We start from the raw sequence: 20,771 nt of genomic DNA on the forward strand, positions 1-20,771 counted from the left end.
AAACTAATACTATCTAGATATGAAAAAGTTAAAATTAATACTAAGTGTTTTTGTACTGACATTCGCTTTTGGGTGCTCAGAGGAAAATAACGATGTTGATTTAGACAGCATCGCTGCTCCATCCAATGTCTCAGCACTAACAACGATTACGCAGGACAATACGGGTAATGTTACCTTTTTGCCGAAAGGTGATGGGGTGACGCAATTCGAAATTTATTTTGGCGACACAACTACAGCTCCAGTGTTTTTGAGAGCTGGTGAGACATACACACACAAATACAAGGAGGGGAAATACAATGCTCGTATTGTTGGTGTGACTTTAAATGGTAAAAGGACAGAAACTACTCAAGAAGTTATGGTTTCTTTCTTGGCGCCACGCAATTTAGTTACTAAAGTAGGAATCGGAAGTAATCTAGGAATTACAGTTTCTGCCGAGGCGGAATTGGAAACCTTCTTTCAAGTTTATTTTGGAGATGTTGCTAACGAAGTACCAGTTGACTTTATGCAAGGGGATGTTGTTGCTCATACGTACAAAGCAGCAGGTACTTATCAAGTAAGAGTGGTGGCACTTAGCGGTGGTACAGCAAAAGCTGAAAAAACAGAAAGTGTTACTGTAACTAACTTATTTGCCGCTCCGGCTCCTACCATTCCTGCTGCAAATGTAATATCTATGTTTAGCAACAGCTACACAAATGTTGCAGTTGATACTTGGAGAACATCTTGGTCACAAGCAACCCTTGAGGATATTAATATTAGTGGGAATGCTACTAAAAAATACAGCGCGTTGAATTTTGTTGGAATCGAAACTACATCTTCTCCTATAAATGCATCAGCGATGACTTTTTTCCATATCGATATTTGGTCAGCAGATTTAACTGAATTCAAAGTGAAGTTAGTCGATTTTGGTGCCAATGGAGTTTTTGCTGGAGGTGATGATAGAGAACACGAAATTACAATTGCCAACCCAAAAAGGGAACAATGGGTAAGTTTAGATCTACCTTTGAGTGATTTTACTGGTTTAACTACTCGTAGTCATATTGCACAATTGATTTTAGTTGGAGCACCAGCTTCAAATAATACAGTGTATGTTGATAATGTCTTCTTTTACAATTTAGCAGGCTCAATTACTGCTTCGCCAAACCCTACTTTACCAGCATCCAAAGTAATCTCTATGTTTAGTGATGTTTACACCAATGTAGCAGTTGATACTTGGAGAACTTCTTGGTCTAGCGCTACATTAACAGATGTAAGTATTAGTGGCAACGCTGCAAAAAAATACAGTAATCTTGATTTCGTGGGTATCGAAACTACTAGTGCGCCAATCAATGCAACTAATATGACACATTTTCATACAGATGTATGGTCGTCTGATTTTACACAATTCAAAATTAAGTTAGTAGATTTTGGTGCTAATGGTGTTTTCGGTGGTGGTGACGATGTTGAACATGAAGTAGCCATTACATCACCTGCAAAAAATACTTGGGTAAGCCTTGATATTCCATTGACTCAGTTTACAGGCTTAACAACGAGAGCTCATATTGCACAACTAATTTATGTTGGAGTTCCATCCGGAAATACAACCGTTCATGTTGATAATGTTTATTTCCATAACTAAATCGAAATCAGATTTAAAATAATAAGAAAATGAAAAAATTAATATCAAACATTGTTGCTCTTTTTGCCCTTCTATTGATGGTCAATTGTCAAGAGGATAACCTAGGTTTTGGCGAAATTGATGCGCCTTCAGGCCTACAAGTAACTGTAGAGTTAGTTGGTAAAACGGCTGCTTTGCCTAACGGTGATGGATCAGGTAAAGTAAAGTTTATAAGCAAAGCTGATAATGCCATTTCATACCAGTATGTTTTTAGTGATGGTACTTCTAAAAATGTTCCTAGTGGCGTTTTCGAAAATACGTTTTTAACACCGGGCACCAACACTTACACAGTAACAGTGATTGCCTCTGGAGCAGGTGGAGTTAGTTCAAGTAGTACTATTGAAGTAACTGTTTTTAGTGATTTTAAGGATGAAATTGCAGTACAACGTCTTACAGGTGGTACATCTAGAAAATGGTATTGGGCACAAAGCGAGCCAGGACATTTAGGTGTAGGGCCGAATGTAGCTTGGGCTGATCCTACTTTTGGTATGCAAAATTACTACCCAGCTTTCTATAGCGCAGCAGCCAATGAAAAATCTGCCACATGTTTGTACAAAAGTGTAATGACATTCTCACTTGTTGGTCAACAAATGAAATTTGAATTGGATAACAAAGGTGAAACATACTATAACGGTGCTTTTAAAGGCGGCGGAGATGATGTTTGCGCACCTTTAAATACAAGTGGTCTAAAAACAGTAACTTTAAGTAAATCAGAATCTTTTGTTTCTAAAAATCCGGATGCGAAAACACAAACAAGAGGAACTGTGATTAATATTGCTGATGGCGGTTTCATGGGTTATTTTGTTGGAGCTAGCTCTTACGAAATTTTAAGTATTACTGACAATCGTATGACAGTTCGTGTAATTCAATCAGGAAATCCTTTCCTAGCTTGGTACCATACTTTTACGACATCGCCAGCGGGTTCAGTAGTGAATCCAACGCCTGTAACGGATTATACTGTGTTAAAATTTTCAGACGAATTTAACGTAGATGGTGCTCCAGATCCAACAAAATGGGGTTACGATTTAGGTACTGGTACAAACGGTTGGGGTAATAACGAATCTCAAAGTTACACAAGTGCAGCCGATAACGTTGTGGTGTCAAACGGAACTTTGAAAATTACTGCTAAAAAAGTAGGTTCAAGTTATACATCTGCTCGTATCAAAACAGAAAATAAATTTGAATTTACTTACGGTAAAATTGAAGTAAGAGCCAAATTACCTATCGGGCGTGGAACTTGGCCTGCTATCTGGTCCCTTGGTGAAAATTATGCTACCAATCCTTGGCCTGCCTGTGGTGAAATTGATTATATGGAACACAGAGGAAACGAACAAAATGTAATTCATGGTTCTTTCCATTATCCAGGTAATTTTGGAGGTAGTGCGAATACAGCAAAAAAAACAATTCCTAATGTTTCGACAGAGTTTCATATTTACAAAACTCTTTGGACTCCTACATCGGTACAAATTTATGTTGATGATACCTTGGTACACTCCGTAAATAACACAAGTAGTTTACCATTCAATAAGGATTTTTTCTTGATAATGAATGTGGCAATGGGTGGTACTTTTGGTGGTGCAATTGATCCTGCTTTCGTACAATCAGCAATGGAGGTGGACTACGTTCGAGTTTACCAATAGCGGTATATTTATAAATCAATCAATAAAAGGTAGGTGTCATTACCTGCCTTTTGTTTTTTAAAAAAGACTAAAAATGAAATATTCATTTATATATCTGGCAGTTTGTGTAAGCGTTGCGGTGGCTTGTAGTAAGCAAACATTGCAAGCTCCAGTAACTATGAAAACGACCAATCTATTAGACCGTAAGGTTGATTCTGTTTTAAATTTAATGACGCTGTCTGAAAAAGTAGGTCAACTCAATCAGTACAATGGTTTTTGGGATATAACTGGGCCTACGCCAAAAGAAGGTCAAGCAGCCAAAAAATACGACGATTTAAAAAAGGGTTTGGTAGGATCTATGCTCAACGTAAAAGGGGTGAAGGATGTACGTGCCTTGCAAAAAATTGCTGTTGAAGAAACTCGTTTAGGTATTCCCCTAATTTTTGGGTTTGACGTCATTCATGGATACAAAACAATCAGCCCAATTCCGTTAGCCGAAGCAGCTAGTTGGGATTTACTAGCGATCAAAAAATCAGCGGCAATTGCAGCCGAAGAAGCTGCTGCAGTAGGTTTAAATTGGACTTTTGCACCAATGGTTGATGTAGCGCGAGATGCCCGTTGGGGTCGCGTGATGGAAGGCGCTGGCGAAGACCCGTTTTTAGGAAGTAAAATCGCAGTAGCTCGTGTGCAAGGTTTTCAAGGAATGGATTTGGCAGCGACCAATACAATTTTGGCCTGTGCAAAACATTTTGCAGGTTATGCTTTCGCAGAATCAGGGCGCGATTATAATACAGTTGATATCAGCGAATCAGTTTTGCAAAACACTATTTTTCCTCCGTTCAAAGCTGCAGCTGATGCTGGCGTGCGTACCTTCATGAATTCATTCAATGAGTTAAATGGTGTGCCTGCAACGGGAAGTGCTTACCTGCAAAGAGAAATTTTGAAAAAAGATTGGAATTTCGACGGATTCGTAGTCTCTGATTGGGGTTCTATTAACGAAATGATTCCACACGGATTTGCAATAGACAGCAGACATGCCGCTGAATTAGCTATCAACGCAGGCTCTGATATGGATATGGAATCTTCAGCATACGTGGATCATTTGGTTCAATTAGTTAAAGAAGGCAAGGTTAAAGAAGCGACAATCAACGATGCTGCAAGACGAATTTTGAAAGTAAAATTCGAATTGGGATTGTTTGATGATCCGTACAAATATTGTGATGAAAATCGTGAGAAAACAACAGTTGGAAAGCAAGAGTTTCATGATGGCGTTTTAGATGTGGCTAAGAAGTCTATCGTTTTATTAAAAAATGAAAAAAACTTGTTGCCTTTACAAAAATCAGGTCAAAAAATTGCCATTATTGGCGCACTTGCGGCAGATAAAACAAGTCCGCTAGGAAGTTGGCGCATTGCTGCTGATGATAACACAGCAGTTTCCGTCGTGGAAGGGATGCAAAAGTATACCGGAAATCAAATTACCTACGTTAAAGGTGCTGATGTCGCTGTGGGAAGAACGCAGTTTATTTGGGAAACTAATATTAACATGACGGACAAAAGTGGTTTTCCTGAGGCGGTTGCTGCTGCAAAAAAAGCTGATGTGGTGGTAATGGTTTTAGGCGAGCACGGTTTGCAATCAGGGGAAGGACGCAGTAGGGCCAATATCGATTTACCGGGAGTACAACAAGAATTATTAGAAGAAGTGTACAAAGCAAACCCTAATGTTGTTTTGGTACTCAACAACGGTCGCCCACTAGCGCTACCATGGGCAGATGAAAATATTCCAGCAATTGTAGAGGCTTGGCAATTGGGTACTCAAAGTGGTAATGCTATTGCGCAAGTGCTTTATGGTGATTACAATCCAAGTGGTAAGTTACCAATGACTTTTCCACGTAGTGTAGGGCAGTTGCCTTTGTATTACAATTATAAAAATACGGGACGTCCTACAATGAACGAACCTGAAAGTGTGTTTTGGTCGCATTTTATTGATGAGAAAATTACACCTTTGTATCCATTTGGACATGGTTTAAGCTATTCAAAATTTGAATATTCCGATTTAAAACTAAGTTCTAGTTCTTTTGGTGTAAACGGAAAAATTGAAGTGTCAGTTACCTTGAAAAATAACAGTAAAGTAGCTGGGAAAGAAGTGGTTCAATTGTATATTCGTGACTTAATTGGTAGTACAACACGTCCTATTAAAGAATTGAAAGGTTTTGAAATGATTGAACTTCAAGCTAACGAATCGAAAAAAGTAATTTTTACTATTGATGAAAAAACCATCGAATATTTTACCGCTAACCGTAAATGGGAGGCCGAAGCGGGCGATTTTAAAGTATTTGTAGGCGGAAGTTCCGCGACGGTTTTAGAAAGTAGTTTTCAATTTGTAAAGTAAGTTAAGATGAAAAAATATATCCTTTTTTTGATATTGATTGTGCAATATAGTTTTGCACAACAGCAACGAAAGTTAGTTTGGGAAGAGAATTTTAGCGGGTCAAGTTTGAATGAAAAAGATTGGAATTTTGAGCTCGGTGATGGTTGTCCAAACTGTGGCTGGGGCAATAATGAACGCCAATTGTACACGAAAACAAACCATAAAGTAGCTAACAATCAATTGACTATTGTGGGCAAAAAAGAAGGTAACAACTATTCTTCCACACGCATTACTACGCAAGGTAAAAAAGAATTTCAGTACGGACGTTTTGAAGCCCGAGCTAAATTGCCAGTCGGACAAGGAGTTTGGCCAGCATTCTGGATGCTAGGATCTAATATCAAACAAGTAGGTTGGCCACTTTGCGGTGAAATTGATATTCTTGAATACGTGGGCAAAGAGCCTCACATGGTTTTCACTTCGTTACACACGCAGGCAAGTCACAGCAATACAATCAATACTAAAAAAACAAAGTTTGAAAATATTGAAAAGGGATTTCACATCTATGCAGTAGAATGGACAAAGGACAAAATGGATTTTTTCGTAGACGATCAATTGGTGTATACCTTTCAACCAGAGCAAAAAACGGAAGCAACTTGGCCTTACAATCAGCCATTTTATCTAATTGTAAATATGGCAATAGGTGGCAATTTTGGTGGACCTGCAGTTGATGATACCATCTTACCACAAGAATTTGTGATCGATTATATCAGAGTTTATCAATAATCAATTTAAATTTTTGAAGAAATGAGTTCATGCTTTTTTCTTTTTAAAAATAGCTTCACAAAATAAAAGCTGTTGTTCGTTTTACGAGCAACAGCTTTTTATTTGAATAGAGTTGAAATGTCAAATAATTTTGAAGAGATGAAATACAAGGTCTTACATCTTTGCTTTTAAGCGCGCAAAGTTAAATCAAGTTTTGAAATTTAACATTTTTTGCCATCAAAATGTTAACTTTTCTTGATTTTACTTGTAAGTTAAAAAAAAAATTAGCTATTTTTGATTTATAATTTACCTCAAAACATACTGCCTATAACAGAACAATACTTTTTAGAACGTTATCCCCAATTAATTACACCTAAAAAGTACTATTATGGTTAGTATACAACTTCCTGACGCGTCATTAATCAAAGACTATATCGCCGGTAATGAGGATGCACTAGCAAAGCTCATCAAAAGACACGAATCTAAGATTTACGGTTTTATTTATTCAAAAGTCCCAGATCGCGATATTACCAACGATATTTTTCAAGATACTTTCATAAAAGTCATCAACACCCTTAAGTCTAATTCGTATAACGAAGAAGGTAAATTTTTGCCTTGGGTCATGCGTATTGCTCACAATTTAATCATTGATCATTTTCGTAAATCTAAAAAAATGCCGCTTTTTAGAGAAACCGAAGAATTCTCTATTTTTTCGATCATGACTGATGAATCATTAACGGTAGAAAATCAAATTATTGCTGATCAAGTGCAATTAGATATCAAAAAATTAATCGAAGAACTACCTGATGATCAAAAAGAGGTTTTGATTATGCGCATGTATCAGGACATGAGCTTTAAAGAAATAGCCGAAACTACTGGGGTTAGTATCAATACTGCTCTCGGGCGCATGCGCTATGCCTTACTCAATTTACGTAAAGTGATTGATAAACATCAAATAGTTTTAACGGCTTAGCAATAATAGAGAAAGTAAAGCGTTATCATAGAAACAAAATCTTGTATTCTATGGCAAAAATTTACTCTAAAAAATTGCAGACAAGTGCTGTAATGAAACCCAAAAAAGAAACAATTTCTTTTTTACTCAATTATTCAAAAGCCTTGCATTTATTGCAAACCAAAGATCAAAAATTTCTGATAATAGCTAATTAAATGGCTTGAATTCTCTATGGATTTTTAATAAGTATAAAAAAACCACTTTCTAGTCGATGAAAGTGGTTTTTTTATGCTTATTTCCCTTTGTAAAAACTATCAATAACTGTTTTTCTGCCAATAGTTTTGGTAATAATGTCGCGCTCTAAGTCCCAACCACGAGCCGGTGAATATTCACGTCCGTACCATATGATTTGCAAATGCAAGTCGTTCCAAGTAGCTTCAGGAAAAAGGCGTTTGGCATCTTTTTCAGTCTGAACCACATTTTTACCATTCGTTAGATTCCATCGATACATCAAGCGATGAATGTGCGTATCAACCGGAAAAGCAGGTACACCAAAAGCTTGTGACATTACCACACTCGCAGTTTTATGACCCACCGCAGGCAATTCCTCCAAGGCTTCAAAACTTTGCGGTACCTCGCCATTATATTTGTCAATTAAAATATGAGATAAACCATGAATTCCCTTCGATTTCATTGGCGATAAGCCACAAGGTCGAATGATTTCTTTAATTTCGTCAACGGTCATTTTCACCATGTCAAACGGGTTATCTGCCTTCGCAAAAAGTAAAGGTGTAATTTGATTGACCCTAACATCGGTGCACTGTGCCGAGAGCAAAACTGCAATTAATAGTGTATAAGGATCCTTATGATCTAGCGGAATTGGGATGGTAGGATATAATTCTTTTAACGTATTTATAACAAAAGTTACACGTTCCTGTTTGTTCATTTTCGTACTTTTAACTCAGGTAAAATTAACAAAAATTTTAAGAGGAGCCTAATCCAGCTGTACATTGCAAGTCCTCCTTCAAAACACTTTTTTTTCTAGAATGCTAAAGGAGCTTCCTGCCGGTCGCTCTTTAGCATCCTGAAAAAAATAGTGTTTTTCAGTCCGGGCTTTCCATTACCATCTGGGGCATACCTCAATAAAAAACACAAATAGAAGTAAAATCCACAATCCATGACAACATTAAAAAAAGGCGATGCCGCTCCAGCGTTTACAGGAACCGATCAAGACGGAAATACCCATCAACTAGCTGATTATGCTGGTAAAAAATTAGTAGTTTTCTTTTATCCAAAAGCCAATACACCGGGTTGTACCGCTGAGGCTTGCGATTTAAGAGATAATTTTGAGCGTTTTCAAGCAAATAACTATGCTTTATTAGGCGTAAGCGCTGATTCGGCAAAAGCACAAGCAAAGTTCAAAGACAAGTATGAATTTCCTTTCCCTTTATTAGCTGACGAAGACAAATCTGTAATTCAGGCTTTCGGAGTTTGGGGTCCTAAAAAATTCATGGGTAAAGAGTACGATGGCATTCACCGTACCACCTTTATTATAGATGAAAACGGAATTATCGATGAGGTAATTGCAGATGTAAAAACTAAAGCGCACGCTGCTCAAATTTTGAAATAAAAATTACATATACATTTCAGCAAAGCCGTTAACTTCAACTATTGCTTCGTTTGGTGAAAACAAAAAACCTTGTTAGTAAATGCTAACAAGGTTTTTTTATATCGTTAAAAGGAGATCTTTAATTGACTTCTTTTAAAATTTTATTTGGGTCGTAACCAAACAATTGGTGTTCTTTGATAATTTCTGCAATACCTGAAGGAAGCATAGTTTCCCAACCTGGTTTTCCATTGTTAATCATATTCAATACTTGACGAGAAAACACCTCCAAAATTGTAGGGTCATAGTCGTCAATATCTACTACTTTACCATTAAATTTAAAGAACTTGTAAAGCTCCTTCATTCTAGGATGTACTTTTAAGTTGTCAGAGTTGATGATCACACCATCTTCGCCCATCATAGGATATAAAAATACCTTCATATCGCGGTAAAATAATTTACCAAAGGCTTCCAATATTCCACCACTTAAATGGCGATAGTATTTTTCGTCAAAAATATCAACCAAATTGTTTACACCTAGTGCCAATCCCATGCGGGCTTTGGTATAATTAGCAAAATATTCAACTACTTTGTAATATTCTTGAAAGTTCGATATCATTACCGTTTGTCCAAGAGAACAAAGTAATTCGGCACGATCCATAAAATCTCGTTCGTCAATTTCACCATCCGATCGCAAATTCGAAAGTGTTATTTCAAAAACCACCAAGGTATTGTCTTTATTTACTTTGTTTTCGTTCAGGAACATTTTTAATGATTTCTCATACATGTCCATGTTTACCTTGGTAACCGGTCTAAAACTTCCTCTAAAAGCCAAAATGTTTTTCTTGTACAAAATGGCAGCAGGTAAAATATTTTTCCCATCAGGATTAAACATCACCGCATCAGTCATTCCGTTTTTAACCAATTGTAAACTCATCAAACGGTTATCTACATCAGCAAAGCGAGGTCCCGAAAAGTTAATGGTATCAATTTCGAGTTGGTCCTTGTCTAAATGGTCGTACAGATAACGCAATAAACGCTTTGGATCATTGTATTTGTAAAAGGCGCCATAAATTAAGTTAACACCTAAAATACCTAAAGTTTCTTGTTGTAAACGCACATCGGTTTCTTTAAAACGGATATGCAGTATAATTTCGTTGTAGTCTTCGTCAGGTTCAATTTGGTAACTAATTCCTACCCAACCGTGGCCTTTAAATTGTTTCGCAAAATCGATAGTAGCTACAGTGTTGGCATAACTAAAAAACATTTTATTAGGATGCTTTTCTCTGCTCAAACGTTTTTCAATCAAATTGACCTCGTGGGTTAACATTTTTTTGAGTCGACTTTCAGTTACATAGCGCCCATCCGATTCTACACCATAAACGGCATCACTAAAGTCTTTATCATAAGCTGACATTGCTTTTGCAATAGTTCCAGATGATCCACCAGCTCTAAAAAAATGACGCACTGTCTCTTGTCCAGCACCAATTTCAGCAAAAGTTCCGTATATATTTTCGTTCAAATTGATACGAAGTGCTTTGTCTTTAATCGAAGGTATTTGTTCGATGATTTTATCACCTTTTAATTTAATTGCTGTATCCATTTTTGTTTACTATGGCTAATATGTTGCAAAGTTAATGAAATAGGTTATCAAAGAAAGAGAATTAACCCTATTTTTGCAATAAAAAGCGATAAAGTTGAAGGTAAATTTTTTAGGAACTGGCACCTCACAAGGCATCCCCGTAATAGGTAGCGATCACCCTGTTTGTAAAAGTACTGATAGTAAGGATAAAAGGTTGCGCGTATCCATTTGGTTGGCATGGGAGCAACATTCTTTCGTAATTGATTGCGGCCCCGATTTTAGGCAGCAAATGTTGCGTTCCAATTGTCAAAAAGTAGACGGCATTTTGTTAACTCACGAACATGCAGATCATACCTCTGGTTTAGATGATATTCGTCCTTTTAACTTCAAACAAGGTGAAATTCCAGTATATGCACATCAGCGAGTTTTAGATAACTTGCAGGAGCGTTTTGCTTATGTTTTTGAAACTGTAAACAAATATCCCGGAGCTCCTTCGGTACGTACAATTCCGGTTCAAAATAACGTTCCATTTGTTTTAGGCGGAAAATCAATTATTCCGATCAATGTGCTACACGGAAACTTACAAGTTTTTGGTTACCGAGTGGACGATTTTGCTTATTTAACAGACGTAAAAACGATTGAAAAAGCCGAAATTGAAAAGTTAAAAGGAGTAAAAGTATTGGTGGTGAATGCTTTGCGCGAAGAGCCACATGATACACATTTCAATTTGAAAGAAGCTTTAGATTTCATAAATTTGGTACAGCCAGAACAGGCTTATTTAACGCACATTAGTCATATGATGGGCTTTCATGAGGAGGTACAAAAAAAATTACCACCTAATGTTTTTTTTGCATTTGATACCCTAGAAATTACTATTTAAAAAATTAGAAAATGAAAAATTCTTTCTTGCTTTATCTTACAATTTTGGCCGTTTTATCAACTCTTTTTACTTATATGTTTTTGAGTAATCAAGTAAATTTTGAGCAAAAGCGCTACGAAAAAACAACTAAAAAATTACGTGATAGTTTAACTTTAGTAACTAATCAATTGGCAGAAGCTGATTATTTTTCGTTAAACAAAAATGAAAATGCTCAAAATTATTTAGAAGCTAGTTTTCCTGATAAAACCATTCAATACGAAAAGTTAATTCCTGTGGTTACTGAAAAATTATTAGACTTTAACTCTAATCCAAAAGGGAATCCTTACACAGGTCAGGATCAAATTGGAGCTAATAAATTTGTGATTAATAAAGTGAAAATTTTAAACCACCGATGGATTATTGCAGATTATAGTGATGGCGAACGTTGGGGCGAAGTTCTTTTGAAATACTTTACCAATGAAGATGACAGTATTTCATTTGAAGTAAACCAGTCGTTTATTTATCAGAAGTAAAAATCAAAAAAAATCGCAGTAAAGAATTTAATTCCTACTGCGATTTTTTTATTTTTTTATTCTTGTAACCAAGCTTTAAAGTCATAAAAATTTTGTGGTGCTACTCCATGGCCAACAGCATATTCTTTGTAGGTTATAGGAATACCATATTTTTCGATTATTGCAGGTGTTTTTCTGGCCCAATCAATAGGGATTACTTGGTCTACCGTGCCATGTGAGGCAAATATTTTTAAGTTGTTAAAACTGTTTTTTAAGTAATCAGCGGTTGCCATTTCAAGATTTACATAACCACTGATAGCAACAATTCGTTGCACTGTTTCTGGGTACGATAAAGCTACGGCATAACTTAAAATTGCTCCTTGGCTAAAACCGATTAAAGAAACATCATGCTTATTGATTGGATAATTTTCAATTAACTCTTCAATAAATTTTTTGATACGATCTCTAGATTCTTGTCCTTGACCAACATCTGAAAATTTATTTTCGTCTGCATCAAAGTTGATGGCGTACCAAGCATAACTACCATACTGCAAATCATACGGAGCTCTTGCAGAAACCACATAATATTCTTCTGGCAATTCTTCTGCAAAAGAGAATAAATCAGCTTCATTGCTGCCGTAACCATGCAATAATAACAATAACGGATTTTGAGCTTCAATTTTTTTGGGCTCTCTAATTTTATATTCTAAAGATAAATTCATGATGTGTGTTTTAAGGAATATTGAAATCCTGTTTTTTTTAGTTAAATAGTGGCTTCTAACTTCGTTTATGAAATATTAGAAAGCCATTTTTGATATAAGTTACCTAAGAGCGGTAATGGTTTCATTTCGCCTCTTATGGCAGATGTAATCCCATACGACCACAAAACTAAAATAAAAATCCACATTGGCGCGGAGATCATCATACTATCAAAGTTACTAATGATAAGCCCAAGTGAAAAGAAAGTAAGTGTGAGTCCGAGCCCTTGTCGGATGTGAAAGGAAGCAAAGGCACTTTTATCTTCGGAGTTCATTGACATTGCAATAAAAACGCCAATCCCTAAAATATAACTTGTAATCGCGGCTGTTTTTCCTGAATTAGACTGATTTGTTGGTGTCATTATTTGTTTAAAATTAATTGTCCTTGGTTTACAATTCCGTATGCTTTTCCTTTGATAGCACTACCTAAAAAAGCAGAATTTTTCGATTTTGATAGTATGTTTTCTTTTTTAAAGATAGCATCTCCATCAGGATTGAATAAGCAAAGTGAAGCTTTGGCTCCCTCAGTTATGCTTTGCGAGTCGATGCCAAAAGTTGCTTTTCCAGCGGTTAATTTTTCAATAACTAGCTCTAGTGGAAGCACAGTTAGTAAACTTGCAAAAGCGCTTTCTAAACCTATCGTTCCATATCTTGCGCCGTCAAATTCCATTTTTTTGTGTTCAATATCAATCGGATTATGGTCAGATGTAATCATGTCAATGGTCCCATCGTGAATACCTTCCAAGAGGGCTTGTCTGTCAGTTTCGCTACGCAGCGGTGGCAAAACTTTAAAACGGGTATCAAAATCATCGAGCTTTTCATCAGTCAAAACTAAGTTGTGTACTGCAACGCTACAAGTAACTTGCAATCCTTTTGCTTTAGCTTCTTTAATTAAGGCAACCGATTTTTGGGTAGAGATGGTAGGAATGTGCAACTTTCCACCTGTGTATTCCAATAAATATAAATTTCGTGCTATTTGCAACTCTTCAGCTATACTTGGTATTCCCTTGAGACCTAAACGAGTTGAAACAATACCTTCATGCACTACACCATGTCCTTTGAGTGTGTTGTCTTGGCAAAAAGCGATGAGTAATCCATCAAAATCTTGTACGTATTGCAAAGCGATTTTCAGCAAGTTTGCATTCGAAATACTTTTGTTATAATCTCCAAACGCAATTGCACCCGCATTTTTCATATCGAACATTTCAGCCATATCAATTCCTTCGCTTGCTTTACTCAATGCGCCAATCGGGTAGAGTTCAGTGGCTGTATTTTTAGCTTTCGAAAGTACAAAGTTGATTTGTGACTGATTGTCAACAACAGGGTTGGTGTTAGGTTGTAAAGCCACGGCTGTGAATCCGCTTTTGGCAGCTACTAAAAGCCCATTGGCTAAAGTTTCTCTTTCTTCAAAACCAGGCTCTCCTAAAGAAACGCTGCTGTCAAACCAACCTTGAGAAACGTGTAAATTTTCTAGTTGGAGTTCTTCAATTTTATCAGGATTGGTTAATGCTGTTTCTATTTTTTGCAGGAAACCATCAACGATTAAAAGATCAGTAGTCTGGTTGTGGAATGGACTTGTAGGATCGATAATCTTGGCATTTCTGATGATTAATTTCATGATTGTATAAAGTTAAGCAAGGTGTGTGTTGTTATTTTACGAATCGAATTATCGCCATTTCAGTCAGTGCTAGCAATAGCGCAAAGATAGCAAACCATTTCCATATTTGATTATCGGTTCTGTTGGTTTGTAGGGCATCAAAAAAGGATTCTATAGATGATTCGGTGTCAAAATCCGACGCAGCATTTTGGTTGGTTTGAGACAGGTCGCTTTCGTTTCTGTCGTAATTAAAGCTGATATTTTCAATCCACTGTTTTTTATTGTAAATCCTGAAATTTCCGGCTTGTTGCGGATATTCTGTAAAACTCATTTTGACTTTGTTACTCAAAATTTGTTGCACAGGAATAAAGGGTTCGCCAGGACCTTTTACTTCAAGAATAGCATCTTTTGATAAGGTTACGGGTGTAATATGAGGTTGATCGTTTCCGATAGTCTGAGCTAAGCTACCATTGGATTGCTGTAAAGTAGCGAGTTTGTAAAAAGTGGGAACAATTAAAGGCGATTGCTGAAAATTAGAATTTTCAGTATTTAAAGGCGCTGCAAATACACCCAAAGTACCAACTGGATTGATAACTGCTGTTAAAAATGCCGATTGATCTTCATACCACAAAGCCGCAGGATTATTACTTGATAGCTTAAAGCTGGCTTTGGTTTTAGGAAACTGGAAGTTGGTAATTTTCTCTTCAAAAACCGCATTAAAAACTGGATGGTCAAAATTGATTTTGGTAATTTGTTTTTCATTCGCAGCCCAATCAGTCAACTGTATGTTAGACGTTTTTGCTAAAAATGGATTCGTATCCTGTGCATTTGCTGCAGGAATAAGAATAACACTCCCTCCCTTGTTAATAAATGATTGTAATGTTGTACTCAATGCTTGTGGAATGGCATCAATTTCATTTAAGACAATGGCATTTTGTTCTTCGATGCTGTTATAGTCCAAAGCAGAAAGTGCGCTATTGCGAAAACTAAATTCGGGAGCGGTGTAAATTCGGGATAAAAATTCGCTCTTTGATTCATCTCCAATGCTCAACACATTTACTTTTTTCATTTCAGCAATACTAAAATAGTAGGTATTGTCATAAGCTAAACCATCGTCGCTGATAGAAGCATAACCATGAAAAGCTTGTTTGGGAATAGTAAACGGAATGGATTGTTTGTTGCCTTTTAGTGTTACTGATGTTTTGGCTATCAATTTGTTTTCATTGTATAAAGCTACTGGAATACGATCCATGTCTGAACCATAGTTTGAAATCTCAACACTAATCTCATAGAAATTGGAAACCGCTTTTTTGATAAAAACACTATCAATAGATACGTTAGTTTTTTGCTCTGCCTCCGGAATTATCAACAATGGAGTTAAGTCTTTCGATAAACTTTTAAGTGCTTTTACATCTAAATCTATAGCATCGCTAATAATGACAATATCTTTTTTGAAAGCTGATTTTCGGGCTTTGATTTGTGATAAAAGAGCTTCAACATTAAAAGGTGTTGCGCTGTACTCTAAATTTTGCAAAGCGTTCGTAATCGTTTTAATATCGGTATTCCAAAAACTCTCTGTATTGGTAAGTAATGAAAACGTAGTTTGCTCCGGTGCGTGTTCCAATAAATCTTGCACGGCACGTTTTAATAATTCTCCCTTTTTGCCTTTGGCTTGCATGCTGTAAGAATTGTCAAGCACGATGTACAATTCGTTATTAGCATTTTTACTGTCTTTGGATTCAAAAAAAGGTTGGGCAAAAGCCAAAATTAAAGCTGTTAAAAGCAAGCAACGACAAGCCAAGAGCAACCACTTTTTTAGGGTGGAGCTTTTTCTGGATTGAATAGAAAGTGCTTGTAAAAAGCGAACATTGGTGAAATATTCTTTTTTAAATCGTCTAAGTTGAAACAGATGCACCACTATGGGTATGAGGAGCAAAAACAGGAAATATAAAAATTCAGGATGTTTAAAATGCATTCGTAAGCGGTGTTTAAAGCTTTGCAAGTCAATTGCAAGGGCATTTGTTTACTTTTCGGAATCAAAAATACAAATTTGTGAACAGATTAATGGTATTGCGCTTTTATTTTTCGGTGCTTGATTCAAAGTGTTAAACGTACACATATAATGTGTATTTTAGCTACTTAATACCATTTCGAACATGAAAAAAATAGTTTTATGTACCGTTGCGTTTCTGTTTATATCGGCTACTCATGCACAAAAAAACAAATTGAATTTACTCATAGGTACCTACACTCAGGGCTGCGATAGTAAGGGAATTTATGTCTACGATTTTGATAGCAAGACAGGTGATTTTAAATTGAAAAGCACTTCGGATCCAACTGTGAATCCGAGTTTTTTAACAGTTTCCAGTGACCAAAAGTTTGTTTATGCGGTAAACGAATTTGGAAGTAAAAGTAGCGTTAGTGCTTTTAATTACGATGCGAGTTCTGCACAGTTGCAATTACTTAATATACAGCCGTCAGAAGGAGCTGATCCTTGTCATATAATTACAGACGGCCCAAATGTAATGGTGGCCAATTATAGTGGTGGTAGTATTACTGTTTTTAAAAAGAAATCCGATGGAAGTCTTTCCGCAGCCAATCAAATTATTTCTCATAAAGGCCAAGGTCCAAATACCCAGCGACAAGAGGGACCTCATGTACATATGTTACATTTTTCGCCGGATAAAAAGTATGTGCTAGCAACCGATTTAGGTACTGATACTGTGACGCTCTATGCTTACAATCCTAATTCAGAAAAGATTGTTTTAACACAAACTGCTGTTGTTGCTATAAAATCGGGCAGCGGGCCAAGGCATTTAACCTTTAGTCCTGATGGGAAATACATATATTTATTACAAGAACTTACTGCTGCTTTGTCCGTTTTTGAATATGGAAACGGTCAATTAAAATTAATTCAAGAAACTTCATTACTTCCTCCAGATTTTAAAGGTAGTTTTAGTGCAGCCGACTTGCATTTTTCTCCGGATGGAAAATTTTTATATGCCTCAAATCGTGGAGAAGCCAATACCATTTCGATTTTTAAAGTCGAAAAAAACGGTTTATTAAAACTGCAAGAACATCAAAGCTCATTAGGTAAAGGGCCTCGCAACTTTGTGATTGATCCTAGCGGTAATTTTTTACTAGTCGGGCACCAATATACGAATGAAGTTGTTGTTTTTAAACGAAATAAAAAAACAGGAAGTTTAACAGCAACGGGTAAGAAGATCTCTTTATGCGCACCAGTTTGTTTGTTTTTTACAAAGCAGTAAATAGTTTAAAGAAACAAAAAAGGCTAAAAATACAATTGCATTTTTAGCCTTTTTTAATGTTATGTAACTAATAAAAGTATTATTTATTACTGTCTTTCTTCTTTTTAGCTCGCGTTTTGAGCATGTTTCTATTCACGGATCCGTGTGTTTTTTTCTTTGTTACACCAGGACCTCCAAGATTTACCTTTTTGTTTTTTTTGCTTTTTTCCTGAAAAGCACCATCGCCGGCTAGTTTTTGTTTTTTCATCAAAAACTTAATCGGTTGTCTATCTTTTTCAGGTTCGATTAATTTGCTAGAAATCTCAACTACTTCTGGGAAAGGTTCTAAAGCCAATTCCATATTCATTAATAATTCTACTTCAATTTTCTTTTCTTCTTCGCGAGGAGCTATAAAACTTATTGCTGTACCTGTTGCATCGGCACGACCAGTTCTACCAATACGGTGCATGTACAATTCAGGTAGTTCAGGCATTTCAAAATTTACAACATGGGTGATGTTAGAAATGTCAAGTCCTCTTGCCATGATATCAGTAGTAATCAAGCCACGTAAATTGCCTTCTTGAAAAGAAGCCATAGTGCTCAAACGGTAATTTTGAGACTTATTAGAGTGAATTACCCCAAATTGACCTTCAAAATCTTCCTCAATGCGCTCGTGTAAGAGATCTGATATTTTTTTATTGTTTACAAATACCAACAAACGACTCATATCTTCCGTTGTCGAAAGTAAGTGTTTTAATAAGTTAACTTTGGTGTTAAAATTTGGTACGTGATACGTAATTTGTGTAATGTTTTCAAGTGGTGTTCCTGATGCTGAAAGAGTAACTTCTTCAGGATTATCAAAATAATCATTCAAAATAGCATCTACCTCGTCTGTCATTGTAGCCGAGAAGAGAATGTTTTGACGTTTTTTAGGCATCATGGCCAAAATTGCAGTTAGTTGAGTGCGGAAACCCAAGTTGAGCATTTCATCAAACTCGTCAATAACTAATTTTTGCATTTCCTCAAAGCGGATCACATTGTCCAAAGTAAGGTCCATGATACGTCCAGGAGTACCCACAAGAATATCACATCCTTGGTAGACAGTAGTTTTTTGGGTATTGATGTTAACACCACCGAAAATACCTATAGTACGAACCGACATGTATTTGGTTAGCTTTTCAACTTCTTCAACTACTTGTACAACCAGTTCACGTGTAGGAACTAAAATCACGATTTTTGGCGTATGGCCGGGCGTGAATTTATACAACTTTAGTAGTGGTAATAAGTAGGCAAATGTTTTTCCAGTACCTGTTTGTGCAATTCCCATCATATCACGTCCTGACATAATTACAGAAAAAGTTTTTTCCTGAATCGGAGTTGGAGTGGTAAATCCTAAATCATCAATTGCTTTTTGTACAGATTTAGGGAGTTTGAATTGTTCGAAAGTACTCATTTGCTTAAATTTTGTGCAAAGATAGTCTTTTTACAAGGAATGTGGCAAAGGCAGTTTGTTTTGGATTAAAAGCCTTCAAAAACACCCAGCCCAAACAAAGCAAAATCGTATTTTACAGGATCATTGGGATCAAATTCTCTTAGCTTGGCATCTAGCTCGGCTAAGGCTTTGCCATCATTTTGTTTTCGATTTAAAATACTCAATTTACGTGCTACATTGCCAGAGTGTACATCTAGAGGGCAAGATAGGGCAGCAGGCGAAATGCTTTTCCAAATGCCTAAATCCACTCCTTTATTGTCTTGTCGAACCATCCAACGTAGGTACATGTTGATCCGTTTGGCTGCCGAATTATTCAAAGGATCAGAGATGTGTTTTTGTGTGCGTGGCAAATGCGGAATTGAAAAGAAAGTTTTCTTGAATTCAGATATGCTTTTTTGCATGGATTGAGCTTCCTGATTTTGCGCAAAAACAGCTTCAAGTCCACCGTGGTTTTTATAAATATATTGCAATGATTTTATGAAGCCCATGAAATCTTGCCCGTTGAAGGTGCGGTGCACAAAATTATTGAGGCGTTCTAGATCGCTTTCGCTGTGCGACATTACAAAATCAAAAGGTGCATTACCCATTAAATCGAGCATGCGATGTGAATTTTGAATGATCATTTTGCGGTTGCCCCATGCAATAGTAGCACTCAGAAAGCCTGCAATTTCAATGTCTTCTTTTTGTGAAAAAAGATGCGGAATTTGAACGGGGTCACTGTCAATAAAATCAAGAGTGTTGTATTGTATGACTTTTTCGTCTAAAAAGTCTTTGAGTTCAGTTGAAGTCATGGTTAAGAGGTAGCTTAATGAAATTAATTACGCATGTTTGGAGCAGTTTTCCTAGCCCAGATATGAACGGCAGCTTCCGATTTTAAAAAAAAAACAAGGCTTTTTCGGCCGTAGTTTTTTTGATCGGGAATATAGTGGATAGCTGGAAATCGAAGATTCAGCGGAGCTAAATAGCTCCTAATTACTAATTTGCCCGTCTACCATAATTAATTTTCTGTCGGCCATATTGGCTAGCTCCTCATTGTGTGTTACGATGACAAAAGTTTGGCCGAATTCGTCACGTAATCTAAAAAATAACTGGTGCAAATTTTCGGCTGAGGCGGTATCTAAATTCCCTGATGGCTCATCGGCAAAAATCACAGCTGGTTTGTTGATTAAAGCTCTAGCGACTGCCACACGCTGCTGCTCTCCGCCAGAAAGTGCGTTCGGTTTATGATGAATACGGTGCGCTAAACCCAAATAGGTGAGGAGTTTTATTGCTTCGGCCTCGGTTTCTTTTTTTGATTTTTTGGCAATCAAAGCGGGTATGCATACGTTTTCCAAAGCAGTGAACTCTGGTAAAAGTTGATGAAATTGAAAAATAAAACCCAGGTTGAGGTTTCTGAATTGCGACAAAGTCATGTCGTTCATTTCTGTGATATCTTGCCCGTTGATAAGTAATGAGGATTCGCCAGGAGCTGCATGATGCTTGCTTGCCGCAACAGTGGGTTTGTCTAAAGTACCTAATAGTTGCAGTAAAGTGGTTTTTCCGGCTCCTGATGCACCGACAATTGAGACGATTTCACCTTGTTTGATATGTAAATCGACTCCTTTTAGAACGTGTAATTGGTCGTAATATTTATGCAAATTGGTAGCTTGGATCATTTTTTGAAACTGTTTTGACAAAGAAACAAAGATTTTAAGTATTATTAAATAGATCCTTCGTAATTTTAGATTAACAAACGATAAACTTTAGTTAATGGCGATGGTTG

At 36.6% G+C, this 20,771-nt stretch carries 19 protein-coding genes; 10 read left to right on the forward strand and 9 right to left on the reverse strand.

Annotated elements, in window-relative coordinates; translation table 11 throughout:
- Nucleotides 1-19: 19 nt before the first annotated feature.
- From L1S34_RS05145 to L1S34_RS05170, 6 genes are all read left to right on the forward strand, one after another.
- Entirely contained in the window at nt 20-1,615 is a 1,596-nt protein-coding gene (locus L1S34_RS05145) for a hypothetical protein (protein ID WP_236363089.1), read from the forward strand.
- A 29-nt stretch (nt 1,616-1,644) separates the two neighbouring features.
- Nucleotides 1,645-3,294 (forward strand): glycoside hydrolase family 16 protein, encoded by a 1,650-nt coding sequence (locus tag L1S34_RS05150; RefSeq protein WP_236363090.1) that lies wholly within the window; start codon nt 1,645-1,647, stop codon nt 3,292-3,294.
- 73 nt (nt 3,295-3,367) lie between these two features.
- Entirely contained in the window at nt 3,368-5,662 is a 2,295-nt protein-coding gene (bglX, locus tag L1S34_RS05155) for a beta-glucosidase BglX (RefSeq protein ID WP_236363091.1), read from the forward strand.
- Between the two features lie 6 nt (nt 5,663-5,668).
- Nucleotides 5,669-6,424, forward strand: a complete 756-nt coding sequence (locus L1S34_RS05160; RefSeq protein WP_236363092.1) for a glycoside hydrolase family 16 protein — start codon at nt 5,669-5,671, stop codon at nt 6,422-6,424.
- 367 nt (nt 6,425-6,791) lie between these two features.
- Nucleotides 6,792-7,376 (forward strand): RNA polymerase sigma factor, encoded by a 585-nt coding sequence (locus L1S34_RS05165; RefSeq protein ID WP_236363093.1) that lies wholly within the window; start codon nt 6,792-6,794, stop codon nt 7,374-7,376.
- Nucleotides 7,377-7,426: 50 nt separating this feature from the next.
- Nucleotides 7,427-7,570, forward strand: coding sequence for a hypothetical protein (locus L1S34_RS05170; RefSeq protein ID WP_236363094.1), 144 nt, complete (start codon nt 7,427-7,429; stop codon nt 7,568-7,570).
- Between the two features lie 77 nt (nt 7,571-7,647).
- On the opposite strand, the gene L1S34_RS05175 is transcribed toward L1S34_RS05170, so the two are convergent.
- Nucleotides 7,648-8,301 carry an endonuclease III domain-containing protein gene (locus L1S34_RS05175; RefSeq protein ID WP_166137349.1) on the reverse strand — a complete coding sequence of 218 codons (654 nt, stop codon included), beginning with the start codon at nt 8,299-8,301 and terminating at the stop codon, nt 7,648-7,650.
- Between the two features lie 231 nt (nt 8,302-8,532).
- Between L1S34_RS05175 and bcp the strand changes: the two genes are divergently transcribed.
- Complete coding sequence (gene bcp, locus L1S34_RS05180; RefSeq protein ID WP_236363095.1) at nt 8,533-8,985, forward strand: thioredoxin-dependent thiol peroxidase; 453 nt, start codon at nt 8,533-8,535, stop codon at nt 8,983-8,985.
- 118 nt (nt 8,986-9,103) lie between these two features.
- On the opposite strand, the gene L1S34_RS05185 is transcribed toward bcp, so the two are convergent.
- Nucleotides 9,104-10,564 (reverse strand): TonB-dependent receptor, encoded by a 1,461-nt coding sequence (locus tag L1S34_RS05185; RefSeq protein WP_236363096.1) that lies wholly within the window; start codon nt 10,562-10,564, stop codon nt 9,104-9,106.
- Between the two features lie 94 nt (nt 10,565-10,658).
- Here L1S34_RS05185 and L1S34_RS05190 point away from each other — a divergent pair, with 94 nt between their 5' ends.
- Both L1S34_RS05190 and L1S34_RS05195 read left to right on the forward strand, forming a co-directional pair.
- Nucleotides 10,659-11,423 (forward strand): MBL fold metallo-hydrolase, encoded by a 765-nt coding sequence (locus L1S34_RS05190; RefSeq protein WP_236363097.1) that lies wholly within the window; start codon nt 10,659-10,661, stop codon nt 11,421-11,423.
- An 11-nt stretch (nt 11,424-11,434) separates the two neighbouring features.
- Nucleotides 11,435-11,935, forward strand: coding sequence for a hypothetical protein (locus tag L1S34_RS05195; RefSeq protein WP_236363098.1), 501 nt, complete (start codon nt 11,435-11,437; stop codon nt 11,933-11,935).
- A gap of 56 nt (nt 11,936-11,991) precedes the next feature.
- Here L1S34_RS05195 and L1S34_RS05200 read toward each other — a convergent pair whose 3' ends face one another.
- The 4 genes from L1S34_RS05200 to L1S34_RS05215 form a co-directional block, all read right to left on the reverse strand.
- On the reverse strand, nt 11,992-12,636 hold the full coding sequence (locus L1S34_RS05200) for an alpha/beta hydrolase (protein ID WP_236363099.1): 645 nt from the start codon (nt 12,634-12,636) through the stop codon (nt 11,992-11,994).
- Between the two features lie 65 nt (nt 12,637-12,701).
- Nucleotides 12,702-13,034: a hypothetical protein gene (locus tag L1S34_RS05205; protein ID WP_166137366.1), complete on the reverse strand. Its 333-nt coding sequence runs from the start codon at nt 13,032-13,034 to the stop codon at nt 12,702-12,704.
- A complete protein-coding gene (locus L1S34_RS05210) occupies nt 13,034-14,290 on the reverse strand; it encodes a dihydroorotase (protein WP_236363100.1) in 1,257 nt (418 codons plus the stop codon). The genes L1S34_RS05205 and L1S34_RS05210 overlap by 1 nt, the downstream gene beginning before the upstream one ends.
- Before the next feature lie 31 nt (nt 14,291-14,321).
- Nucleotides 14,322-16,244, reverse strand: coding sequence for a vWA domain-containing protein (locus L1S34_RS05215; RefSeq protein ID WP_236363101.1), 1,923 nt, complete (start codon nt 16,242-16,244; stop codon nt 14,322-14,324).
- Between the two features lie 181 nt (nt 16,245-16,425).
- Here L1S34_RS05215 and L1S34_RS05220 point away from each other — a divergent pair, with 181 nt between their 5' ends.
- Nucleotides 16,426-17,538: a lactonase family protein gene (locus L1S34_RS05220; RefSeq protein ID WP_236363102.1), complete on the forward strand. Its 1,113-nt coding sequence runs from the start codon at nt 16,426-16,428 to the stop codon at nt 17,536-17,538.
- A gap of 79 nt (nt 17,539-17,617) precedes the next feature.
- Here the strand turns inward: L1S34_RS05220 and L1S34_RS05225 are convergent, their stop codons facing one another.
- The 3 genes from L1S34_RS05225 to L1S34_RS05235 all read right to left on the reverse strand — a co-directional run bounded on the left by L1S34_RS05225 (nt 17,618) and on the right by L1S34_RS05235 (nt 20,664).
- On the reverse strand, nt 17,618-18,970 hold the full coding sequence (locus L1S34_RS05225) for a DEAD/DEAH box helicase (protein ID WP_236363103.1): 1,353 nt from the start codon (nt 18,968-18,970) through the stop codon (nt 17,618-17,620).
- 65 nt (nt 18,971-19,035) lie between these two features.
- Nucleotides 19,036-19,800 (reverse strand): TIGR02757 family protein, encoded by a 765-nt coding sequence (locus tag L1S34_RS05230; RefSeq protein ID WP_236363104.1) that lies wholly within the window; start codon nt 19,798-19,800, stop codon nt 19,036-19,038.
- Between the two features lie 177 nt (nt 19,801-19,977).
- Nucleotides 19,978-20,664, reverse strand: a complete 687-nt coding sequence (locus L1S34_RS05235; RefSeq protein WP_236363105.1) for an ABC transporter ATP-binding protein — start codon at nt 20,662-20,664, stop codon at nt 19,978-19,980.
- Between the last annotated feature and the right edge of the window lie 107 nt (nt 20,665-20,771).

It is taken from the genome of Flavobacterium sp. K77 (assembly GCF_021608205.1).
GTDB classification, from domain to species: Bacteria; Bacteroidota; Bacteroidia; order Flavobacteriales; family Flavobacteriaceae; genus Flavobacterium; species Flavobacterium turcicum.